Source organism: Cellulosimicrobium sp. JZ28, from assembly GCF_015327065.1.
In the GTDB taxonomy this organism is placed as follows: domain Bacteria; phylum Actinomycetota; class Actinomycetes; order Actinomycetales; family Cellulomonadaceae; genus Cellulosimicrobium; species Cellulosimicrobium funkei.
The window spans coordinates 3364394-3378308 of sequence record NZ_CP017660.1; the positions used below are offsets into that span (position 1 = coordinate 3364394).

Here is a 13915-nt window from a genome sequence, read left to right on the forward strand (position 1 = left end):
CGGCGCGCGTACGCGGAAGCACGTACGGGCTTTGCCCAATTGTCCGGCTCTCCGCCCGTTTCGTAGCGTCGAGGTGCCCGATCCGAGAAGCGGCCCGCGAGGAAGCGCGCCGCAGGACCCATGCACCACCGGATGGAGAGCGAGACATCTCATGCGAAGACTGAGAGCGGTACTCCTGGCAGCCGTCGTCGGCGCGGTCGCGATCATCGCGCCCGTGGCCGTCGCGCCGAGCGCGAGCGCCCACGGCTGGATCACGTCGCCGCCGAGCCGGCAGGACCACTGCGCGAAGGGCACGACGTCCTTCGACTGCGGCTCGATCAAGTACGAGCCCCAGTCCGTCGAGGCGCCCAAGGGCTCGATGCAGTGTTCGGGCGGCAGCGGCTTCAGCATCCTCGACGACTCGAGCAAGCCCTGGCCCCGCACGCAGACCGGCACGTCGGTCACGTTCCAGTGGAAGCTCACCGCGGCGCACAACACGAGCACGTGGGAGTACTTCGTCGACGGCGTGCTGTTCAAGACGTTCAACCAGAACGGCGCGCAGCCGCCCAGCAACATCTCCCACACACTGACGGGCCTGCCCGAGGGCAACCACACGATCCTCGCGCGCTGGAACGTGTCGAACACGGTCAACGCGTTCTACAACTGCGTCGACCTGAAGATCGGCAGCGGCGGGACCGACCCGGGCAACCCCGGGAACCCCGGCAACCCCGGGAACCCGGGCAACCCCGGCACGTGCACGGCTCCGGCGTGGTCGGCGAGCGCCGCCTACGTCGGCGGGGCGAACGTCTCCTACTCCGGCCGCAACTACCAGGCCAAGTGGTGGACGACGGGCGAGAACCCGTCGCAGAGCGGCCAGTGGGGCGTCTGGAAGGACCTCGGAGCCTGCTGACCTGCTGATCCCGGGAGCGATCCCGACAGCACTTCCGACGGCCGGCGGACGCGTGCCCGCACGCGACCGCCGGCCGTCCTGCCCGTCAGGCGGGCTGGGCTCGCGGGGCGCGGTCTCCCCGGTCGGCGGCAGGGGGAGGTCAGCCCCGGCCCCGCAGCCGGTCGAGGTCGCGGCGCTCGCGCTTCGTGGGGCGCCCGGCACCGCGGTCGCGGACCGCGACGCGCACGGTGAGCTCGCGCGGCGGCGGGGGTGGGCTCTGGTCGTCGACGGCCGTCGCGGCGAGGGTCGCGGACACCCGCTTCACGAGCACCTTCTCGACGACGAGGATCCGCTCGACCGGACCGCCCCGCACGACGACGCGGTCCTTGACCTTCACGCTCGTCGCGGGCTTCGCGCGCTCGCCGTTGACGCGCACGTGCCCCGCCTTCACGGCGGCCGTCGCCTGCGAGCGGCTCTTGAACACGCGGACGGCCCACAGCCAGCTGTCGACGCGCGCGCTCGTCGCCTCGGTCGTCACCACCCTCCGAGCCTACGAGACCGCGCAGGGCGTGGTGCCGGCGGGGTCGCCGCACCCCGGCAGACCGCCGTCGGCGTGCGAGGTCCGGGCGCCCGTGCCACGGTGGTGTCAGGTCATTCGGGGCAAGAGTCCTTTTGGCCGGATCTGTCCCTACGGGAAACGGAGCGTGACATGGGCATCATCGGCTGGATCCTCATCGGCCTCATCATGGGTGCCATCGCCCGCGCGATCGTGCCGGGCAAGCAGAAGGGCGGCTGGATCGTCACCCTCCTGCTGGGCATCGTGGGCGCCCTGCTCGGCGGCTTCATCGCCTCGGCGGTGTTCGGCACCGACGTCAACGAGGAGTTCTTCGACCTCGGCACGTGGGGCTTCGCGCTCATCGGCTCCATCATCGTGGTGTTCATCTGGTCCTGGTTCACCAACCGCAAGCGCGCCTGACGGCGTCGGCCGCACCGGCGGCCCGCTTCCCCGGACGGCCCGGTCCCCTCAGGGGGACCGGGCCGTCCGTGCGTCCCGGGCGTATTGCCGTGGACGCGCCGCCCGTGCGCCGGACACGCTGGACCCATGAGCGCCGTCGCCCCTCCCGTCCCGGACGTCTCCCTCCCGCGCGGGTACGCGCTCGTCGAGGCCCCGCACCCCGCGTCGCTCGACGCGCCCGAGGCGTGGGCCTACCTCGCCGTCGCGGACGTCGGCCGCGAGCACGAGCTCGAGGTGCACGGCTACGACGACCTCGCGCTGCCGCCCCGCGAGATCCTCACGGGCATGGCCCACCAGGAGTACTCCACGAAGCGCCGGTTCGTCGTCGTGCGCTCCGCCGCGGCGGCCTCGTGGCACGAGCAGGGCGTCCCGCCCGCGGTGGGGGACGTCGTCGCGCACCTCTTCGTGACCCGCCCCGTCACGAGCAACGAGCACCTGGGCGAGTCCTACGCCGTCGTGCGTCCCGCCGAGCGCGGCCGCGGCATCGGGGGCGCGCTGCTCGCGCTCGGCGAGCGCCTGAACCTGGACGCGGGGCGCACCGTGCTCTTCTCGGACACGAACCACGGCGAGGAGCCGCCGCCCGGTCCCGGCGCGCTCGAGGCCACGACGGGCGCCGGCCGGGTTCCCGCGGACGCGCCCGGACCGCGCTTCCTGCGTGCCCACGGGTACGTGCTCGAGCAGGTCGAGCGGCACTCGGTGCTCGACCTCCCGGTCGCGCCCGCGGTCCTCGACGCGCACCGCGAGGACGCCCGGGCCGCCGCGGGCGGCGACTACCGCCTGCACTCCTGGACCGACGAGGTCCCGGAGGCCTGGGCCGACCAGGTGGCGGTCCTCTTCACGCGCATGAGCACCGACGCGCCGACGGGCGGCGTCGACTACGGCGAGGACCCGTGGGACGCGCGGCGCGTGCGGACGTGGGTGCAGCAGCAGGCGGAGAACGACGACGCGTTCCTCGTGTGCGCCGCGGAGCACGTGCCGTCGGGCACGCTCGCGGCGTTCACCGTGCTCGTCCACCCGCGCGGCCGCGAGGACTTCGCGATCCAGGAGGACACGCTCGTGCTGCGCGAGCACCGCGGGCGCCGCCTCGGGATGCTCGTCAAGGTCGCCAACCTCGACGCGCTCGCTGCGCAGCGCCCCGGCGCCCGGCGCGTCCACACGTGGAACGCGCAGGAGAACGACCACATGCTCGCGATCAACGTCGCCCTCGGCTTCCGCCCCGCGGGCGTGTGGGCCGCGTGGCAGCGCCGGACGACCCCGGAGGACGCCGAGTGAGCGCACGACCGACCACCCCCACGACCCGCGACGGGCGCGTGCGCATCGAGCCCGTCCCCGGCCGCCTCGACGCGCCCGACGCGTGGGCCGTCCACGGCACGGTCCGGGTGGGCGACGCGATCGACCGCGCGATCCACGGCCACACCGACCTCGCGCTCGACGCCGCCACGGTCGCGTCCACCGTCGCCAGCGCCGGCTACCGCCGCGTGCTGCGGTGGGTCGCGGTGCTCGACGACGCCCCGCGGGGCACGACGCCCCGGCCCGAGGACGTCGTCGGCCGGTCGATGGTGGCGCTCCCGCAGCAGGGCAACACGCACACGGCGCTCGTCTACGTCGGCGTGGACCCGGCGCGCCGGCGCCGCGGCGTCGGCACGGCGCTGTGGGAGGCGGCGCTCGACGTCGTGCGCGCGGAGGGGCGGCGCGTGGTCCAGTCCGACTCGTCCTTCGCGCCGGAGCCGCCGCCCGGCCCGGGTGCGATCGAGGCGCCCACGGGCAGCGGACGCGTCCCGGCGCACGACGACGCCACGACCTTCGCGCTGCACCGCGGCTTCACGCTCGAGCAGGTGATGCGGCACTCCGTGCTCGCGCTCCCGGTGCCGCCCGCCGTGCTCGACCCGCTGCGAGACGCGGCGACGGCGCGGGCGGCCGGGTACCGCGTGCACGTGTGGACGGACGACGTCCCCGAGGAGTGGCTCGCGCAGCTCGCGGTGCTCGAGACGCGCATGAGCACCGACGCCCCGAGCGGGGGCCTCGACCTCGCGGAGGACCCGTGGGACGCGGAGCGCGTCCGGACCTTCTCCCGGGAGATCCGCGACCGGGGCCGCGGCTACGTCGTCGCCGCGGCGGAGGACACGGCGACGGGCACGCTCGCCGCGTTCTCGATGGTCGCGTACCCCCGCGACCGGCCCGAGGTCGTGTTCCAGGAGGACACGCTCGTGCTGCGCGAGCACCGCGGGCGCAGCCTGGGCCTGCTCGTCAAGGTCGCCGTGCTCGACGAGCTGGCGCGCGCCCGGCCGTCGTCGCGCCGCGTGCACACGTGGAACGCCGAGGAGAACCGGCACATGCTCGCGATCAACGTCGCGCTGGGCTTCGCGCCCACGGGCGTCGAGGCGGAGTGGCAGCTCGTCCTCGACGCACCGGACCCCGCCAGCGCGCCCTGACCCCGGGGGCCGCCGCGGCCCGACCGCTCAGCGGATGCCGTCGAGGAAGCGGATCACCCGCTCGGTGACGAGCGCGGCGGCCTCCGGCTCGTACGACGGCAGGCTCGGGTCCGTGAAGAGGTGGCGGTCGCCGGGGTAGACGAACAGCTCGGCGTCGGGCGTGGACTCCACGAGCTCGCGCGCCGCGTCGAGGTCGCCCTCGCCCGCGAACGACGGGTCCGCCTCCATGCCGTGCACCTGGACGGGCACGGCGTCGGGCCAGGCGTCGCCGAACTCGGAGACGGGCACGCACGCCTCGAGGAGCACCGCGCCCTTGGCGCCCGGCTGCGTCTGGGCGAGCATCTGGGCCGGGAGGACGCCGAGGGAGACCCCGGCGTACACGACGCCGAGGTCGTAGCCGTCCACGGCCCCCCGGGCGCGCTCCAGCACGGTCCCGAAACCGAGCTCCTGCACGTGGGCCATGCCCTCGTCGAGGGTCGCGAACGTGCGCCCCTCGAAGAGGTCCGGCGTGTGCACCACGTTCCCCGCGCCGCGCAGCGTCTCCGCGAGCGTCCGCACGCCCTCGGTCAGTCCCTGCACGTGGTGGAACAGCACGACCTCCGCCATGGTCCCTCCTCCGATCGTCGCTCGTGGGCCGTGCGACGGCGTCGCCGCCCGGTGCGCGCCCGACGGCGCACGACCCCCATCGTCGCGCGGCCCGCCCCCACGCGCCCGGGGTCCAGGGACCTGCGACGGCCGTTCGTCAGGCCGCCGGACCATGGACCGCGGGACGGTCGGGGTGGGCGAGGGCCGACGTCGGTCAGTAGTTTGGTGGTCATGACCTCGCAGCCCGTGCCGCCCCCGATCGACCCCACCTCCACGCCGTCCTGGACCGCGCTCACCGTGCACCGCGACACCGTGGAGCCGGACCTGCGCACCTGGTTCGCGGCCGACCCGGACCGCGCGCGCCGCCTCACGCACCAGGCGGCCGACCTCACGGTCGACCTGTCGAAGAACCTCGTCACCGACGAGACGCTGGAGCTGCTCGTGCGCCTCGCCGAGGAGGTCCACCTCGACGACCGCCTCGAGGCGATGTTCACGGGCGAGCACATCAACGTCACGGAGGACCGCGCCGTCCTGCACACCGCCCTGCGCCGCCCGACCCCCCTGGGCGACGACGAGCACCTCGTCGTCGACGGGCAGGACGTCGACGCGGACGTGCACGCCGAGCTCGCGAAGGTCTACGCGTTCGCGGACAAGGTCCGCTCGGGCGAGTGGACGGGCGTGACCGGCGAGCGCGTGCGCACGGTCGTGAACATCGGCATCGGCGGCTCCGACCTCGGACCGGTCATGGCGTACGAGGCGTTGCTGCCGTACAAGCACCAGGACATCGAGGTCCGGTTCGTCTCGAACATCGACCCGACGGACGTCGCGGAGAAGACGGCGGGCCTCGACCCGCGCACCACGCTGTTCATCGTCGCGTCGAAGACGTTCGGCACGCTCGAGACCCTGACCAACGCGCGCCTCGCGCGGGACTGGCTGTGGACGGAGCTCGCGGCGGTCGGTGCGATCGAGGACACGGACGAGTCCCGGCAGGCCGCCGTGGCGCAGCACTTCGTCGCGGTCTCGACCGCGCTCGACAAGGTCGCGGCGTTCGGGATCGACCCGGCGAACGCGTTCGGGTTCTGGGACTGGGTCGGCGGGCGCTACTCCGTCGACTCCGCGATCGGCACGTCGCTCGCGATCGCGATCGGCCCGGACCGGTTCGCCGAGCTGCTCGCGGGCTTCCACGCGATCGACGAGCACGTGCGCCGCACGCCGTTCGAGCGCAACGTCCCCGTCCTCATGGGGCTGCTCAACGTCTGGTACGTGAACTTCCTCGACGCGCACACGCACGCCGTGCTCCCGTACGCGCAGTACCTGCACCGCTTCCCGGCCTACCTCCAGCAGCTCACCATGGAGTCCAACGGCAAGCGCGTGCGCTGGGACGGCTCCCCCGTGACGACGGAGACCGGCGAGATCTTCTGGGGCGAGCCGGGCACGAACGGCCAGCACGCGTTCTACCAGCTCATCCACCAGGGCACCCGCCTCATCCCGGCCGACTTCATCGCGGTCGCGAACCCCGCGCACCCGCTCGTCGACGCGGTGGGCGACGGCGGCGCGGTCCAGCCGGGCGCCGACGTGCACGGCCTGTTCCTCGCGAACTTCTTCGCCCAGACCAAGGCGCTCGCGTTCGGCAAGACGGCGGACGAGGTCCGGGCCGAGGGCACCGCGGAGCACCTCGTGAGCGCCCGCACGTTCCCGGGCAACCGCCCGACGACGTCGATCCTCGCTCCCGCGCTCACGCCGTCGGTCCTGGGCCAGCTCATCGCGCTCTACGAGCACATCACGTTCGTGCAGGGCGTCGTGTGGGGCATCGACAGCTTCGACCAGTGGGGCGTCGAGCTCGGCAAGAAGCTCGCGCTCGAGATCGCGCCGGCCGTCGCGGGCGACGAGGACGCCCTCGCGGCGCAGGACCCGAGCACCGCGGCCCTCATCGACCGCTACCTCGACCTGCGCGGCTAGCCCGCGCCCCGCCCGAGCACGGGGACGACCGTGCTCGGGCGGCTCGCGGGGGCCGGTCGTGCGCGGCGAGGCGGGGCCAAGCAGCTCCGCGGGCGGCGTCCCGCGGTGTGTCGTCCGCCTCACGGCGGGAACGTGTCGCGAGGTCGTGGCGTCGTGCGCGCGACCGCCCGTCCACAGCCGCGCTGCGAGCGCCCGCGCCCTGCGTACACTTGCGGGCGCGCGACCGCCGCGAGCCCGTTCGGCGTCGCTCTCACCGTGGAAGGAACCCCGATGGCCGACGCCGCCACCCCCGAGACTCTTGCTCGGACCCTGATCGAGCACGCCGACGCCGTGCGCAGCGCGTGGCTGGAGGCTGCGGCGAACGAGCTCCACGGCCGCACGTCGCGAGGCGAGCTCGAGCGGGAGCAGGGCGAGATCCTCGACGCGCTCCTCGAGGGCCTGCGCGCCGGCGGCGTCTCGCTCGCCGAGCCGGCGTTCGACCAGCTCCGGGGCATCCTCGCGGACGTGTCGTCCGCACGCGCGCGCCTCGGCTTCACGCCGCGCGAGACCGCGATCGGCGTGTTCGCGCTCAAGGAGGGCCTGTACCGGCTCGACTCCGCGACCGGTGCCGACACGGACGTCACCCCGCTGCTGCGGCTCGTCGACCAGCTCGGGCTCTTCACGTTCGAGACGTTCGCGGCCGCGCGCGAGGCGATCATCGCCGAGCAGGCCGAGCAGCTGCTCGAGCTCTCCACGCCCGTGGTCAAGCTCTGGGAGGGCATCGTCGCGGTGCCGCTCGTGGGGACGCTCGACTCCGCGCGCACCCAGGTCGTCATGGAGAAGCTGCTCAACACGCTCGTCGACACGGGCAGCGAGCACGCGATCATCGACATCACGGGCGTGCCCGCGGTGGACACCCAGGTCGCGCAGCACCTGCTCAAGACGGTCGTCGCGGCGCGCCTCATGGGCGCCGAGTGCACGATCAGCGGCATCCGCCCGCAGATCGCGCAGACGATCGTCGCGCTCGGCATCGAGTTCGGCGACATCCGCACGCGCGCGACCCTCGCCGACGCCCTCGTCGACGCGCTGCGCGCGAGCCGCGACACCCGGCAGGCCGGGCTCCCCGCATGACCGACGGCGTCCCCATCCTCAAGATCGGCTCGACGCTCCTCGTCTCGATCCAGATCGACCTCCAGGACGACACGGCGCTGCAGCTCCAGGAGGACCTCGCCCAGCGGATCACCGACACCGGTGCGCGCGGCGTGATCATCGACATCTCCGGGCTGGAGATCGTCGACTCGTTCATCGGCCGCATGCTCGCGTCGGTCGCCGGGATCTCGCACGTGCTCGACGCGACGACGGTCGTCGTGGGCATGCGCCCGGCCGTCGCCATCACCATGGTCGAGCTCGGCCTGTCGCTCGGCGACGTCCGCACCGCGCTGGACGTCGAGCGCGGCCTCGCGCTCCTCGCCCCCGAGGAGCGGTCCGCCGAGGACGTGCTCCTGGCCGCCGCCGAGCGCGAGGAGAGATGACCACCACCACCCCGCCGCCGGCGACCGCGGAGCGCGTGCCCGTGCGCACGGACTCCGACGTCGTCAAGGTGCGCCAGCTCGTCCGGGCGCTCGCGCAGCAGGCGCGCCTCTCGCTCGTCGACCAGACGAAGCTCGTGACCGCGGCGAGCGAGCTCGCGCGCAACACCCTCGTGTACGGGGGCGGCGGCGAGGCCGAGGTGCAGCTCGTCACGGAGGGTGCGCGGACGGGCGTCCGCGCCGTCTTCTCGGACGAGGGGCCGGGCATCCCCGACCTCGACCTCGCGCTCACCGACGGCTGGACCAGCGGCGGCGGGCTCGGGCTGGGGCTCTCGGGGTCGCGACGCCTCGTCCAGCACTTCGCGATCGACACCGCGCCGGGCGTGGGCACGCGCGTCGAGATCGCGACCTGGTCCCGATGACCTCGGCGGAGCCGGGCCGCCCGGACGACCGCCGCACGCTCGTCGAGGACGGGACCTGGTACACCGTGGACCACCCGTCCGCGGTCGGCAGCGTGCGCCGCGGCGCGAGCGTCGCCGCGCGCAACCTCGGCCTCGACGACGAGCGCGCGGCCGAGGTCGGCCTCGTCGTCTCCGAGCTCGCGACCAACCAGTGCCGCCACGCCGGGGGCGGCTCGGTGCTCGTCCGCGTGCGGCGCACCGGCGCCGAGGCCGCGCTCGACGTGCTCGCCGTCGACGCCGGGCCGGGCATGCGGGACATCACCGCGGCGATGCGCGACGGCGTCTCGAGCCGCGGCACGCTCGGCATCGGGCTCGGCACCCTCCCCCGCCTCGCGTCGGCGTGGGACGCATGGACGTCGCCCGGGCAGGGGACGGTCATCGCGGCGACGTTCGTCGCGCACGGCGCGACCACCGACCTGGCAGCACCCACGGGCGTGACCCGCCCCATGACCGGGCAGGACGTGTGCGGCGACGCCCTCGCGGTGCGCCACGACGACGGCGTGCCCAGCCTGCTCGTCGCCGACGGGCTCGGCCACGGGCCGCTCGCCGCGGCGGCCTCCGGCGCCGCGGTGCGGGCCTTCCTCGACGCGCCGCCCGGGAGCGCGGTCGCGCTCCTCGAGCGCGTGCACGGCGCCCTCGGCGGCACGCGGGGCGCGGCCGTCTCGGTCGTCCAGGCGTCGGGCGGCGTGCTGCGCTGCGCGGGCCTGGGCAACATCGCCGGGACCGTCCACGGGGCGCGCTCGCGCGGGCTCGTCAGCCACCCCGGCATCGCAGGGACGCGCGGCCGGCCGCTGCGCGAGACGACGTACGCCGTCGAGCCGGGCGACGTCGTCGTGCTGCACAGCGACGGCCTGACGGCCCGGTGGTCGCTCGCCGACTACCCGGGCCTCGCCGCCCGCTCCCCCCTCGTCGTCGCGGGCGTCCTGCTGCGCGACCACGCCGTGCGCCGCGACGACTCGTGCGTGGCGGTGCTGCCGATCGCCCGGGAGGCCGCGTGAGCACCACCCTCCTCATCACCCAGCTGCGCTCGGACTCCGACGTGCTCGCGCTGCGCCGGGCCGGGCGGGAGATCTGTCGCCTGCTCGGCCTCGACACGCAGGACCAGGTGCGCGTCGCGACGGCGCTGTCCGAGATCGGGCGGTCCGCGGTCGGTTCCGGCACGGCCGACGTCGTCGTGGGCGTCCTGCCCGGGCTGCCGCAGGCCACGCTGCGCGCCGAGATCGTCGCGGGGACGCCGTTCCTCGTCGAGGGCGACTCGAGCGACGGCGGCGTCCCGGCCGCCCGACGGCTCGTCCCCGGCCTCCAGGTCGACCCGACGGGCACGCGCGTGCTGCTCACCAAGGCCCTGCCCGCCACCGCGCGCACGGACGAGGCGACGCTCGCGGGCGTGCGCCGGTCCACCGCCGCCGCGCACGTCGCCGACGCGAGCGACGAGGTGCGCGTGCAGAACGCCGAGCTCGTGCGGACGCTCGACGAGCTGACACGACAGCAGGACGAGCTCCGGCGCTTCAACGAGGAGCTGGAGGAGACGAACCGCGGCGTCCTCGCGATGTACGACCAGCTCTCGGCGGAGCTCGAGGAGACCAACACCGGCGTCGTCGCGCTGTACGCCGAGCTCGACGAGCGCGGGCGCGAGCTCGCCGCCGCCAACGAGGCGAAGACCCGCTTCCTGCGGAACGTCAGCCACGAGCTGCGCTCGCCCGTGAACTCGATCATCGGCCTCACCTCGCTCCTCACGGACTCCCACCTCGACGCCGACCAGACGCAGCAGGTCGGGTTCCTGCGCGAGAGCGCGACGACGCTGCTCACGCTCGTCGACGAGCTGCTCGACCTGGCGCGCGCCGAGGCGGGCCACGACGACGTCGAGCCCACGCCCGTCGACCTCGGGGCGCTGCTCGACGAGCTGCGCGGCACGACCCTGCCGCTCGTGCGGTCCGGCGTCTTCCTGCGGGTCGCGGCCGAGCCGGGCCTCACGCTCGTCACCGACCGTCGGCTGCTGTCCCGCGTGCTGCGGAACCTGCTGACGAACGCGGTGAAGTTCACGGACGAGGGCGAGGTCGTGCTGCGGGCGGCGGCCGACGGCGACGTCGTGCGGTTCGACGTGCGCGACACGGGTCTCGGGATCCCGGCCGACCAGCTGGAGGCCGTGTTCGAGGAGTTCGTCCAGGTGCCCAACCGCCTCCAGCCGACCGTCCGCGGCACGGGCCTCGGCCTGCCGTACGCGCGCCGCACGTCGGAGGCGCTGGGCGGCACGCTCGTCGCGACGTCGCGCCCGGGCGCCGGGAGCGTGTTCACGCTGCGCCTCCCGTCCCTCCCCGCGGCGCCCGAGGACGCCCCCGCCGCGCGCCCGGAGCCCGAGGAGGCCCCCGTCCGCGACACCCCGCTCGGGCACGTGCTCGTCGTCGACGACGACCGGGCCTACGCGTCGGTCGTCGCCTCGATGCTCCGCGACGCCGCCGCGCGCGTCAGCGTCGCGCACGACGCCACGCACGCGCTCGCCCTCCTGCACGACGGCCCGGCCGACGTCGCGCTCCTCGACGTGTGCCTGCCCGGCACCGACGGCCTCGCGCTGCGGTCGCGGATCCGCGACGTGCACCCGGGCACGGCGGCCGTGCTCATGTCGAGCGCGCCGCCGCCGTCCGGCATCGGCGACGTGCCGTTCCTCGCGAAGTCGGAGATCGACCGCGACCGCCTCGTGGCGGCCCTGGGACGCGAGGTGCGCAGCCGATGAACGCCGACCGCACCGTGCTCGTCGTCGACGACACGCCCGCGCACCGGTACGTCATGGCGAGCTGGCTGCGGCGGGCCGGGTTCGGCGTCGTCGAGGCCGGGACCGGCCGTGACGCGCTCGCGCACGCCACGACCCCGGTCGACGCCGTCGTGCTCGACGTGAACCTGCCGGACCTCTCGGGCCGCGAGGTGTGCCGGATCCTCAAGAGCGACCCCGCGACCGCGCACCTCCCCGTCCTGCACGTCTCCGCGACCGACGTCGACGCCGCCGCGCGCACCGCCGGGCTGGAGGGCGGCGCGGACGCCTACCTGCCGGAGCCGCTCGACCGCGACGAGTTCCTCGCGACGATCAGCGCGCTGTGCCGACGCGTCGACGCCCAGCGTGGCGCCGGGCGCACCGCCCGCCGCCTGGAGGCGCTCACCGACGCGCTCGTCCCCCTGCACGAGGCGCGCTCCCCCGAGGCCGTCGCCGACCACGCCGCCCGGGGCGCGTGCGCCGTCCTCGGTCGCGCCGTGATCTCGATGGTCGTCGCGGACGCCGGGGTCGTGCTGCGCTCCGTCTGCGCCGCGGAGGGCGCCGCGCTCGTGCGCGGTCGCGGCCCGACGGCGGTCCTCCCGCCGACCGGGGCGTCGACCGCCGTGTTCGGCCCGGACGAGGTCCCCCTCCCCTGGCGGCCGCTCTTCGAGGAGGCGGGCGTCGGACCGTCGGCGTGGTTCACGCACTGGCTCGTCGACGCGTCGGGGGCGCTCGTCGGCGGCCTGGGCATCGAGGTCGGCGACGAGCCGCTGTCCGACGAGGAGCAGGAGGCCGCCGCGCGCTTCACGGAGGCCGCGACGGTCGCGCTGTCGAACCTGCGCACGTTCACCGAGGAGCACCGGATCGCCCTCGCGCTCCAGCGCGCGCTCCTGCCGTCGGGGCTGCAGGTGAGCGGCGGCGTCGAGGTCGTCGCGCGCTACGAGGCGTCGGACGACCGGCTGGACGTCGGCGGCGACTTCTACGACGCGTTCGACCTGCCGGACGGGCGCGTGGCCGTCGTCATCGGCGACGTCCAGGGGCACTCGCTGCGCGCGGCGACCGTGATGGCGGAGGTGCGGGTCACGCTGCGCGCCTACCTGCGCGAGGGCCACGACGCGGCGTCCGCCCTGGACCTGCTCAACGCGGCGCTGCGCGAGGACCACCCCGAGTTCGCGACCGTGTGCGTGTGCGTGCTCGACCCCCGGACCGGCGCCCTCGAGCTGACGGACGCCGGCCACCTGCCCGCGCTCCTCGTGCGCGCCGACGGCACGGTGGACCGGGCCAAGGCGGGCTCGCGCCTGCTGGGCGTACCCAGCCCGCGGTCCCGCCCCGCGCACCACGACGTGCTCGCCCCCGGCGACCTCCTCGTGCTCGTGACCGACGGTCTCGTCGAGCGCCGCGGGGCGTCCCTCGTGGACGCGCTGGACCGGCTGGCCGAGGTCGCCGGGCGGAGCGCCGGCGCGAGCCCGGCGCTCCTGTGCGAGCGCGTCGTCGCGGCGTTCGACGACCCGGGCCGCGAGGACGACGTCGCGGTGGTCGCCGTCGCGCGTCACGCGTCGCCGGACGGCACCTTGTCCTTGACGTCGTCGTAGCCGACGTCCCCGGGGATCTCGCCCGGGGCGTAGACGAGCCGCACGACGCCCGTGGGGAACGTCTCCGAGCGTAGGAGCGTCAGCGGGTAGACGGGCTCGCCCTCGTCGAACAGCCGCTCGCCGGTGCGCGCCGCGACGGGGTGGACGAGCAGGTGCAGCTCGTCGAGCAGCCCGGCCGCGAGGAGCTGGCGGACTACCGAGATCGACCCGGCGACGAGCACCTTGCCGACGCCCGGCTCCTCCTTGAGGGCGCGGACCGCGTCGACGAGGTCGCCGTTCACCCGCTCGACGTGCCGCCACCCGAGGTCCTGGTCGCCGCGCGTCGCGACGATCTTGCGCAGGTTCCCGAGCCGCGCGGCGAACTCCGCGTCCTCCTCCCCGGCGGTCTCCCGCTCGGGCCACGCGCCGGCGAAGCTGTCGTACGTGACGCGCCCGAGGAGGAGCGCGTCGACGTCCCGGTAGTCCTCGTCCACCGCCGCGGCCATGTGGTCGTCGAAGTAGGGGAAGTGCCACGCCGGGTCGATCTCGGCGACGCCGTCGAGCGAGAGGAACAGGGTGGACACGAGCGTCGCGGTCATGGTGGGCCTTCCGGTCGGGAGGATCGACGAGAAACAGACCGTAGCCGCAGCGGAATCTCATCGTCCCCGGCCGAACACGCCACCAATCCCCGGTCGAACACGGGGTCAGCGACCAGATCCGGCGGATAACGGTCGCCGACCCCGTGTTCGGCGGAGGTGGGGGTGGGGGCG

The 13915-nt window shown here is 74.8% G+C and carries 14 protein-coding genes; 11 read left to right on the forward strand and 3 right to left on the reverse strand.

Going from position 1 to position 13915, the window contains the following annotated elements; genetic code table 11:
• The first annotated feature begins 151 nt into the window (after nt 1–151).
• A complete protein-coding gene (locus BJP59_RS15060) occupies nt 152–889 on the forward strand; it encodes a lytic polysaccharide monooxygenase (protein WP_021483737.1) in 738 nt (245 codons plus the stop codon).
• 139 nt (nt 890–1028) lie between these two features.
• Here BJP59_RS15060 and BJP59_RS15065 read toward each other — a convergent pair whose 3' ends face one another.
• Entirely contained in the window at nt 1029–1406 is a 378-nt protein-coding gene (locus BJP59_RS15065) for an RNA-binding S4 domain-containing protein (protein WP_034651673.1), read from the reverse strand.
• A 171-nt stretch (nt 1407–1577) separates the two neighbouring features.
• Here BJP59_RS15065 and BJP59_RS15070 point away from each other — a divergent pair, with 171 nt between their 5' ends.
• From BJP59_RS15070 to BJP59_RS15080, 3 genes are all read left to right on the forward strand, one after another.
• Nucleotides 1578–1844, forward strand: coding sequence for a GlsB/YeaQ/YmgE family stress response membrane protein (locus BJP59_RS15070; protein ID WP_009865881.1), 267 nt, complete (start codon nt 1578–1580; stop codon nt 1842–1844).
• 126 nt (nt 1845–1970) lie between these two features.
• Nucleotides 1971–3155 (forward strand): GNAT family N-acetyltransferase, encoded by a 1185-nt coding sequence (locus BJP59_RS15075; protein WP_194521317.1) that lies wholly within the window; start codon nt 1971–1973, stop codon nt 3153–3155.
• Nucleotides 3152–4315, forward strand: a complete 1164-nt coding sequence (locus BJP59_RS15080; RefSeq protein ID WP_194521318.1) for a GNAT family N-acetyltransferase — start codon at nt 3152–3154, stop codon at nt 4313–4315. Before BJP59_RS15075 ends, BJP59_RS15080 begins: the two co-directional genes overlap by 4 nt.
• A 27-nt stretch (nt 4316–4342) precedes the next feature.
• Here the strand turns inward: BJP59_RS15080 and BJP59_RS15085 are convergent, their stop codons facing one another.
• A complete protein-coding gene (locus tag BJP59_RS15085; protein WP_194521319.1) occupies nt 4343–4921 on the reverse strand; it encodes a dienelactone hydrolase family protein in 579 nt (192 codons plus the stop codon).
• Nucleotides 4922–5131: 210 nt separating this feature from the next.
• Between BJP59_RS15085 and pgi the strand changes: the two genes are divergently transcribed.
• The 7 genes from pgi to BJP59_RS15120 all read left to right on the forward strand — a co-directional run bounded on the left by pgi (nt 5132) and on the right by BJP59_RS15120 (nt 13166).
• On the forward strand, nt 5132–6859 hold the full coding sequence (gene pgi / locus BJP59_RS15090) for a glucose-6-phosphate isomerase (RefSeq protein ID WP_194521320.1): 1728 nt from the start codon (nt 5132–5134) through the stop codon (nt 6857–6859).
• A 270-nt stretch (nt 6860–7129) separates the two neighbouring features.
• The gene (locus BJP59_RS15095) at nt 7130–7969 is read left to right on the forward strand and encodes an STAS domain-containing protein (RefSeq protein ID WP_043653447.1); all 840 of its coding nucleotides are present in this window, start codon (nt 7130–7132) and stop codon (nt 7967–7969) included.
• A complete protein-coding gene (locus tag BJP59_RS15100; RefSeq protein ID WP_021483159.1) occupies nt 7966–8370 on the forward strand; it encodes an STAS domain-containing protein in 405 nt (134 codons plus the stop codon). Before BJP59_RS15095 ends, BJP59_RS15100 begins: the two co-directional genes overlap by 4 nt.
• A complete protein-coding gene (locus BJP59_RS15105) occupies nt 8367–8789 on the forward strand; it encodes an anti-sigma regulatory factor (protein ID WP_194521321.1) in 423 nt (140 codons plus the stop codon). Before BJP59_RS15100 ends, BJP59_RS15105 begins: the two co-directional genes overlap by 4 nt.
• Entirely contained in the window at nt 8786–9826 is a 1041-nt protein-coding gene (locus tag BJP59_RS15110) for an ATP-binding SpoIIE family protein phosphatase (RefSeq protein WP_194521322.1), read from the forward strand. The genes BJP59_RS15105 and BJP59_RS15110 overlap by 4 nt, the downstream gene beginning before the upstream one ends.
• Nucleotides 9823–11559 carry an ATP-binding protein gene (locus tag BJP59_RS15115; RefSeq protein WP_194521323.1) on the forward strand — a complete coding sequence of 579 codons (1737 nt, stop codon included), beginning with the start codon at nt 9823–9825 and terminating at the stop codon, nt 11557–11559. Before BJP59_RS15110 ends, BJP59_RS15115 begins: the two co-directional genes overlap by 4 nt.
• Nucleotides 11556–13166, forward strand: coding sequence for a fused response regulator/phosphatase (locus BJP59_RS15120; RefSeq protein ID WP_194521324.1), 1611 nt, complete (start codon nt 11556–11558; stop codon nt 13164–13166). Before BJP59_RS15115 ends, BJP59_RS15120 begins: the two co-directional genes overlap by 4 nt.
• On the opposite strand, the gene BJP59_RS15125 is transcribed toward BJP59_RS15120, so the two are convergent.
• Entirely contained in the window at nt 13124–13744 is a 621-nt protein-coding gene (locus BJP59_RS15125; protein WP_194521325.1) for a dihydrofolate reductase family protein, read from the reverse strand. The genes BJP59_RS15120 and BJP59_RS15125 overlap by 43 nt on opposite strands.
• Between the last annotated feature and the right edge of the window lie 171 nt (nt 13745–13915).

Excerpts from the sequence above, each read along its gene's own strand:
- BJP59_RS15120 (WP_194521324.1), top strand. The coding sequence starts at position 11,556 with ATGAACGCCGACCGCACCGTGCTCGTCGTCGACGACACGCCCGCGCAC.
- BJP59_RS15075 (WP_194521317.1), top strand. The coding sequence starts at position 1,971 with ATGAGCGCCGTCGCCCCTCCCGTCCCGGACGTCTCCCTCCCGCGCGGG.
- BJP59_RS15110 (WP_194521322.1), top strand. The coding sequence starts at position 8,786 with ATGACCTCGGCGGAGCCGGGCCGCCCGGACGACCGCCGCACGCTCGTC.
- BJP59_RS15085 (WP_194521319.1), bottom strand. The coding sequence starts at position 4,921 with ATGGCGGAGGTCGTGCTGTTCCACCACGTGCAGGGACTGACCGAGGGC.
- pgi (WP_194521320.1), top strand. The coding sequence starts at position 5,132 with ATGACCTCGCAGCCCGTGCCGCCCCCGATCGACCCCACCTCCACGCCG.
- BJP59_RS15095 (WP_043653447.1), top strand. The coding sequence starts at position 7,130 with ATGGCCGACGCCGCCACCCCCGAGACTCTTGCTCGGACCCTGATCGAG.
- BJP59_RS15070 (WP_009865881.1), top strand. The coding sequence starts at position 1,578 with ATGGGCATCATCGGCTGGATCCTCATCGGCCTCATCATGGGTGCCATC.
- BJP59_RS15100 (WP_021483159.1), top strand. The coding sequence starts at position 7,966 with ATGACCGACGGCGTCCCCATCCTCAAGATCGGCTCGACGCTCCTCGTC.
- BJP59_RS15105 (WP_194521321.1), top strand. The coding sequence starts at position 8,367 with ATGACCACCACCACCCCGCCGCCGGCGACCGCGGAGCGCGTGCCCGTG.
- BJP59_RS15125 (WP_194521325.1), bottom strand. The coding sequence starts at position 13,744 with ATGACCGCGACGCTCGTGTCCACCCTGTTCCTCTCGCTCGACGGCGTC.
- BJP59_RS15060 (WP_021483737.1), top strand. The coding sequence starts at position 152 with ATGCGAAGACTGAGAGCGGTACTCCTGGCAGCCGTCGTCGGCGCGGTC.